The sequence below is a fragment of the Helicobacter sp. CaF467b genome (genome assembly GCF_022664765.1).
GTDB lineage: Bacteria > Campylobacterota > Campylobacteria > Campylobacterales > Helicobacteraceae > Helicobacter_D > Helicobacter_D colisuis.
Window position 1 is genome coordinate 262,472 of sequence record NZ_JALAIY010000001.1, and the last position, 6,291, is coordinate 268,762.

At 33.1% G+C, this 6,291-nt stretch carries 5 protein-coding genes and 1 pseudogene; 3 read left to right on the forward strand and 3 right to left on the reverse strand.

Translation table 11 applies throughout. From position 1 onward, the window contains the following. Positions 1–48 precede the first annotated feature (48 nt). Positions 49–2,562, reverse strand: coding sequence for a hypothetical protein (locus tag MKD52_RS01315; RefSeq protein WP_242098992.1), 2,514 nt, complete (start codon positions 2,560–2,562; stop codon positions 49–51). Between the two features lie 230 nt (positions 2,563–2,792). Between MKD52_RS01315 and MKD52_RS01320 the strand changes: the two genes are divergently transcribed. Continuing rightward, a complete protein-coding gene (locus tag MKD52_RS01320; protein ID WP_112057916.1) occupies positions 2,793–3,002 on the forward strand; it encodes a hypothetical protein in 210 nt (69 codons plus the stop codon). A gap of 109 nt (positions 3,003–3,111) precedes the next feature. Continuing rightward, positions 3,112–4,395, forward strand: coding sequence for a coproporphyrinogen III oxidase family protein (locus MKD52_RS01325; protein WP_242098993.1), 1,284 nt, complete (start codon positions 3,112–3,114; stop codon positions 4,393–4,395). Here the strand turns inward: MKD52_RS01325 and MKD52_RS01330 are convergent, their stop codons facing one another. After that, complete coding sequence (locus MKD52_RS01330) at positions 4,396–4,779, reverse strand: hypothetical protein (protein WP_242098994.1); 384 nt, start codon at positions 4,777–4,779, stop codon at positions 4,396–4,398. Between the two features lie 64 nt (positions 4,780–4,843). Here MKD52_RS01330 and pseI point away from each other — a divergent pair, with 64 nt between their 5' ends. Continuing rightward, positions 4,844–5,860 (forward strand): pseudaminic acid synthase, encoded by a 1,017-nt coding sequence (pseI, locus tag MKD52_RS01335; RefSeq protein WP_242098995.1) that lies wholly within the window; start codon positions 4,844–4,846, stop codon positions 5,858–5,860. A 16-nt stretch (positions 5,861–5,876) separates the two neighbouring features. Here the strand turns inward: pseI and MKD52_RS01340 are convergent. Next, a pseudogene (locus tag MKD52_RS01340) lies at positions 5,877–6,152 on the reverse strand (Na+/H+ antiporter NhaA); the annotation flags it as partial. Positions 6,153–6,291 lie beyond the last annotated feature (139 nt).

The window sequence follows — 6,291 nt, forward strand, 5'->3', positions numbered from 1 at the left end:
AATTATTTAAACTTTAAAATTTAAGATTCTTGTGAGAATCTTAGTTTGTTATGGTTGCTTGACAACGCCATTATAAAAGGGCTTGCATTTCTCTTGAGTGTTAGTAATTGTTTGCGCTCCTTTTTTGAATCTATCAAATAATGAAGTTGCTAGATTTACTGCAGTAGAAATGGTGGTGCTAGTAACTTGTATTTTGGGATCTGTGAGAGTGCCCTTGATAGCTTGAGAATATTTTGCGCAATTTTGTGAATCCAAAATGCCAATGGAGAAGTTTTCAAAGGCATTATTGTTAAGATTGATAGCTCCAATAGCGGCAATTCTTGTTTTGCCTGTAGCAAAAGCGACATCTTTAGCATAGGCAATCCCTTTTTGAATGTCAAGTTGCATTTCTAATTGCTTGATTGCTGTTTTGGTGTCCAAAAGTGTATTTAGTCCAAGCATTCCTATATTACTTCCTTTGGTAGTTGCAATTCCAATAGGTCCTGCAAGCACAAAAGCGCCAATATCTAAAAGACTAATTTGATTGCTTTTTTCAAAGTTTTTTGCAAGGGCATCGATGTCAATGCTATAAATTTCAATGTCGTGACCACTTAACAAGAATGTTCCATTGAGATTCTTAATAATTGTTGGAGCATCCATTCCTTTGAAAGTTAGGTCTGCATTTGTGTTGATGATTCCGCCTTTGATAATTTTTCCATTGCCAGTAAAATTAGCAATTTTTTTGACATCAAGATTGTCGCCAATGAGTTTTAGTTTCTCATTAGCAAGATCTATAGTAAGATCTCCAAAATCTTGGTTTTGTAGATAGAGAGTTGGAATATTGTTTTTTAGGGTTGCCTTGCCTTTGAGTGTTAATGCACCTTGCAATTCCATAGCAGTGGGATTGATATTGGCAATATTTTGGGTATTGATAAAAAAGTCAGTGCTATAAGTATTGTCTTTAAGGTTGATTTTTGCATTGGTGATTTCTAAGTTAATGTCCTTTCCGTTGGCTTTAAGTTCAGCTTGTCCAGCACCATTGCTAAATTTGCCATCACCATCAAGCGAAAGGCTAATGTCTTTTTTGAAGTTCATTCCACTAAGGGCATTAAGGGTATTTTTGGCAATAGTGATGTTTTGAGATTGTAGATTAAAATTGCCATCAAAATTAGAATCTTTGAAATTTTTAAGATCAATTTTTGCGCTTAAAAAGCCATTAGCATTGTATTGGAAAAGCTTGGCAAGTTTTTGGAGGTTCAGGTTTTGTAAGTCTAGTGAAATAGTTTCAAGCGTGTAATTTTTTAGAAGCGTATTGGTTTTGAGTTTAGAATCAAACAAATCACTATTAGCAAGAATCTCTAGTGTCTTAGAATCGCCCTTAATATCAGCATTTAAAGTGTTGTTGTTTGCAAGGTTAAGTTTGTTAAAAACAATAGATTGGATATTGCTATTAAGATTTGCGGTGAGTTTGTAACTAAGGTTTGTAAGATTAATTTCATTTACCTTGGCATCAAGATTAAGTGTGCCCTTGGCATCATAAGGCAAAGAAGCAAATTCTAAAATTTCTTTTAAATTAAGATTCTTGGCATTAAGCGTGAGGTTTTTGGGTTTATAGTTTGGGAGCGATAGCTTGGCTAAGATTGGATTTGTAACAATATTCAGAGCCAAATTAGCTTCTTGATTGGCAATTTGAGTGGATTTTAAATTTAGATTGGCATTGATTGGTTTTTTTAGAGAAAAGCCACTTGCGATGATGTTTTGCAAAGTGAGCTTTAAATCCCCATTGCTTGAGTAATCCTTGAGATTTAAAGCAAGATTATTGGAATTAAGATTTAAATAACTAGAGTTTGCTAGAATTGTTGCTAGAATGTTTTCTCCCTTAGCCTCGCCATTAATAGCAAGCTTGATAGGATCTTTGGGTAGGATGATGCTATAGTTTTTTGCTAAAAGAGTAGTGTTAGGCAAGATTGCATTGGAGGCGATTTTGAATCCGCCTTTTGGAGCAGTGAGATTGGAAATATCCAAATCAGCATTAAACAGAATCTTTCCATTAGCATAGTTTGGTTGATTTAGAAAATATAAAAGGGAGGCGATATTAATGCCTTCTTTACTGGAGATAAACAATCTTTTTGGATTGAAGTCTTGTAGTGTTATATCAGCGTGTATCGCGCTTTCAAAGGCAGTAATATCTGCTTTGATGCCAAGATCACCTGAATCTTTAATGATATTACCATTAAGACTTGCGCCCCCATTTAGCTTCATTCCAATGAGTTTTTCATAAGGACTTAAGTTTTTGATAACCGCATTGACTTGAGCCTGTGTGTTAAGGGTTAAAAGAGAATATTTTCCGCTAATGGCGATCTGCGATTTTTGTTTATCGGTGATTCCAAAGGCATAAGAGTTAGAATCAAGCTTAAAATAAGTAAATTCAACCCCAATAGGAGCTTTTTCATTGGCTATTTGAGTGATTTTGTTTTTAAGAAACTCATTTCCGCTTTCAGAAAAGAGCCACATTGCAATCCCAATAACAGCAAGAGCAATGATGGCAATGAAAATTCCAAGGTATTTAAAAAATTTTTTCACAAGATATTCCTTAAATTTAAGTGAATGTTTTTTGGGATTCTATTATAATCCGAATTTTAATTTGATTTAAGTTAAAATAATATAAATTCCTTTAAAAGACTTAGAATATTAGGATATTAAAAAGAATAAAAATTTTATAATTTAAGATTTTATAAAAAAGACCGATATAAAATTTTGAAATTCTTTTTTAAAGGACTAAAAAGAATTTACAAAACAGAAAGGAGTCTGTTATGATCTCAGGTATCGATAGTGGTTCAGTAGCAGTAAGTGGAAACTTAAATGTGCTCAAAAAAGCAATGGATACAGAGGAGGCTTTGATGAGTTCTATTATTAATGGAATGCAAGGTGCGCAAACATCAATGCAAACTTCTCAAGCTCCTGCGCAATCTGCTCCAGTTGCCTCAAGCCAATCAAGTTCTAAATTAGACATTATGGCTTAATCTTTGGTGCCTTTTGGGGCGCTGGAGATTTAGATTTTATAATTAATTCTAGCTTTAAATAATTTTTTCTACAATTTTATTCCTTTAATTCTAAAGTAGGCAAATAGTAATGACGCATCAAAATTTTTCTACCAAAATTGTTAATTCTATTATGCGTTATGCAACCAATAAATACCTTACTTTAAAACCTTCCAGTCTCACACAATTGCCTCCACCAAACCCCACTAAAGCAAAAGAAAAGTCTTATTTATTGTATATTCATATTCCCTTTTGTATGACACTTTGCACTTATTGTTCTTTTAATCGCTTTTTATTTCAAGAGGACAAGGCGAAAGCTTATTTTGAATTATTGCGCAAAGAAATGTTGATGGTTAAAGATTTGGGATATGATTTTAATGCTATTTATGTAGGTGGTGGGACAACTTCAATTATGCCAAAAGAATTGTGCGAAACTTTGGATTTAGCTAAGAGTCTCTTTGGAATTAAGGAAGTATCATGTGAGTCAGATCCTAACCATCTTCATTTAGAAGAGTTGGAAATATTTAGGGGTCGCATTGATAGACTTTCTGTTGGGGTGCAGAGTTTTGATGATGGAATCTTAAGAAAAGTTGGGCGTTATGAGAAGTTTGGTAGTGGCAAAGAAGTGATAAAAAAGCTACAAAAAGCTATTGGAGTGTTGCCTATTTTAAATGTAGATTTGATTTTTAATTTTCCTAATCAAACTAAAGAAATGTTGGCAAAAGATCTAGAGATTATTAAAGAGTTAAAACCTGAACAAGTTACACTTTATCCTTTGATGTCTTCTCCATCGGTTAAAAGCATTTTAAAGCGTTCTATTGGGGAGGTTAGTTTAAAGAATGAAGCACAGCTTTATTGGCAGATTCTAGAAACCTTAAAAGAGGATTTTTCTCCTTTATCAAGTTGGGCTTTTTCACACAAAGGCAGTGCAATTTTTGATGAATATGTGGTGAATAATGACGAGTATGTAGGGATTGGTTCGGGTTCTTTTAGTTTTTTAAATGGCACTTTATATGTGAATACTTTTTCGCTCAAAGAGTATGCACATAAAATTAATAGTGGTAATATGGGAGTTGCAAGAGAGAGAAAATATTCTAAAAAGGCGCAATTGCAATATCGCTTAATGGTAGAGCTTTTTGGTGGCAAAGCTAGTGCTAAAGATTTTAAGCAAAAATATAATGCAAATTTAGAGTGGGATTTGTTTAAAGAGTTAGCATTTTTAAAATTAACAGGTAATATTTATAAAAAAGATGGAGATTATTATCCAACAACACAGGGTAAATATCTTTTTTTATCAATGATGAAAGAATTTTACATTGGTATGGATAGAGTGCGTGAAGAATCTCGTGCAATGCTCAAAGAAGAAGATATGTAGTTATAATCTAAAAATTTCTTCTGTAGTATTAAAAGGTGAGAACTCTTTTTCATTAGGCGTATTGGATTTCTGATCTTGGGTTTTGTTTTTAGATTTACTTTCTAGTAGATTATTGAGGCTTTTCATTTGTTCTTCTAAGAGTTCTTTTGTTTTATTATCCTCCAAAGCTTTTTCTATTTCTCTTTGGAGAATCTCACTTTGTTTTTGGAGAAAATCTTTTGCTTGATTGTTGAAATCATTTAGTTTTTCACTTTTGTTAATTAAGGTGTCTTTTAATCCAGAATTCTCCAATGTTTCTTGTAATGTTTGCGAACCCTTTTGGGCGATTTCATCGCAGCCACAAAGCAACAAAAGACAAAGAATATTAAAAATAGATTTTTTCATTTTGCAGTCTTAATTGTGTATTTTTAGTTATAATCTTAACAAAAATTTTTAAATGGAAAATTAAATGCAAAAAAATAAAGTATTGTTAGTTGCAGAGCTTTCTGCAAATCATAATCAAAACAAAGAGATTGCTCTAAAAACCATAAAGGCCGCCAAAGAAAGTGGTGCAGATGCAATAAAATTGCAGACTTATACGCCAGAGTGTTTGACTTTGGATAGTCATTTAGAATACTTTAAGATTCAAGGGACTTTATGGGAGGGAAAAAATTTCTATCAACTCTACAAAGAGGCTATGACACCTTGGGAATGGCATAGTGATCTTTTTTCTTATGCACAAGAGTTAGGAATGATATGTTTTTCGAGTCCTTTTAGCAAAGAAGCAGTTGATTTTTTGGAAACCTTGGAGAATCCTATTTATAAGGTGGCGTCATTTGAAATTGTGGATTTGGAGCTTATAGCTTATATGGCTAAGAAAAAAAAGCCAATGATTCTCTCTAAAGGAATTGCAACCAAAGAAGAAATAGAAGAAGCTATTCAAGTGTGTAGGGAAAATGGTGCCCAAGATATTACTTTGTTGCAATGCACTAGCTCCTATCCTGCACCACTTAATGAGGCAAATTTATCTTTGATTCCTAAAATGGCAAGGGATTTTGAAGTGAAAGTTGGGCTATCAGATCACACTTTGGGGATAACAGCTGCTATTGTTGCTACAAGTTTGGGGGCTAGGGTTATTGAGAAGCATTTTATTTTAGATAAGAATCTAGGTGGTCCAGATAGTGCCTTTAGTATGGAGCCAAAAGAGTTTAGTATTATGGCAAAAGCGATTAGGGAAGTTGAAGAGTTGCTTGGTGAAGAGACTTATGAGTTAAGTAAAAAATCCAAAGAGGGCAGGGTGTTTATGCGATCACTTTTTGCAGTAGAAGATATTGCAAAAGGAGAAATTATTAAGCCTAATCAAATTCGCTCGATTCGACCAGGTTTTGGAATCCCACCTAAAATGAAAATGGAAGTAATAGGCAAAAGGGCAAACAAGGACTTAAAAAGAGGGGAGCCACTAAGTTTTGGAGATTGGGAAGTTTAGGACTTGGAAGAAAGCACAAGTAAATAAAGCCACAAATGCCAGAACAAAAGGAAGCAAGAAGAATGGAGAGATTATTAGCATAATTTAAATATCACTCACTTCATAGACTAGAGTATCGATAAATAAACTCATTTTAAAGCCAATTCCAGTGAGAATGCAAACCCCATAAAGTTATTTGGAGTTTATTTTTTTATGGGAGTTTGGCTAGTTTTAATTTGATAGCTAGATGAGTAAAGAAAAATACCTTAATTTGTTTGCTTATAAAAAATTCTAAAAGTATTCCTATACTCACTCGCACCAACAATCCATAAAATACCAATTTGTTCATTACTTAATTTTTGCATTAAAGAACTTTTAATTTTAAATGCATTATTGTAATATTTTTAAAATAAATTTTGAAGTCTTGCCTTAAAGTATTTGAGGGTAGTCTA

Bases quoted from the DNA above. Each gene is read 5' to 3' on its own strand.
- MKD52_RS01320 (WP_112057916.1), top strand. From the start codon at position 2,793: ATGATCTCAGGTATCGATAGTGGTTCAGTAGCAGTAAGTGGAAACTTA.
- MKD52_RS01325 (WP_242098993.1), top strand. From the start codon at position 3,112: ATGACGCATCAAAATTTTTCTACCAAAATTGTTAATTCTATTATGCGT.
- MKD52_RS01330 (WP_242098994.1), bottom strand. From the start codon at position 4,779: ATGAAAAAATCTATTTTTAATATTCTTTGTCTTTTGTTGCTTTGTGGC.
- pseI (WP_242098995.1), top strand. From the start codon at position 4,844: ATGCAAAAAAATAAAGTATTGTTAGTTGCAGAGCTTTCTGCAAATCAT.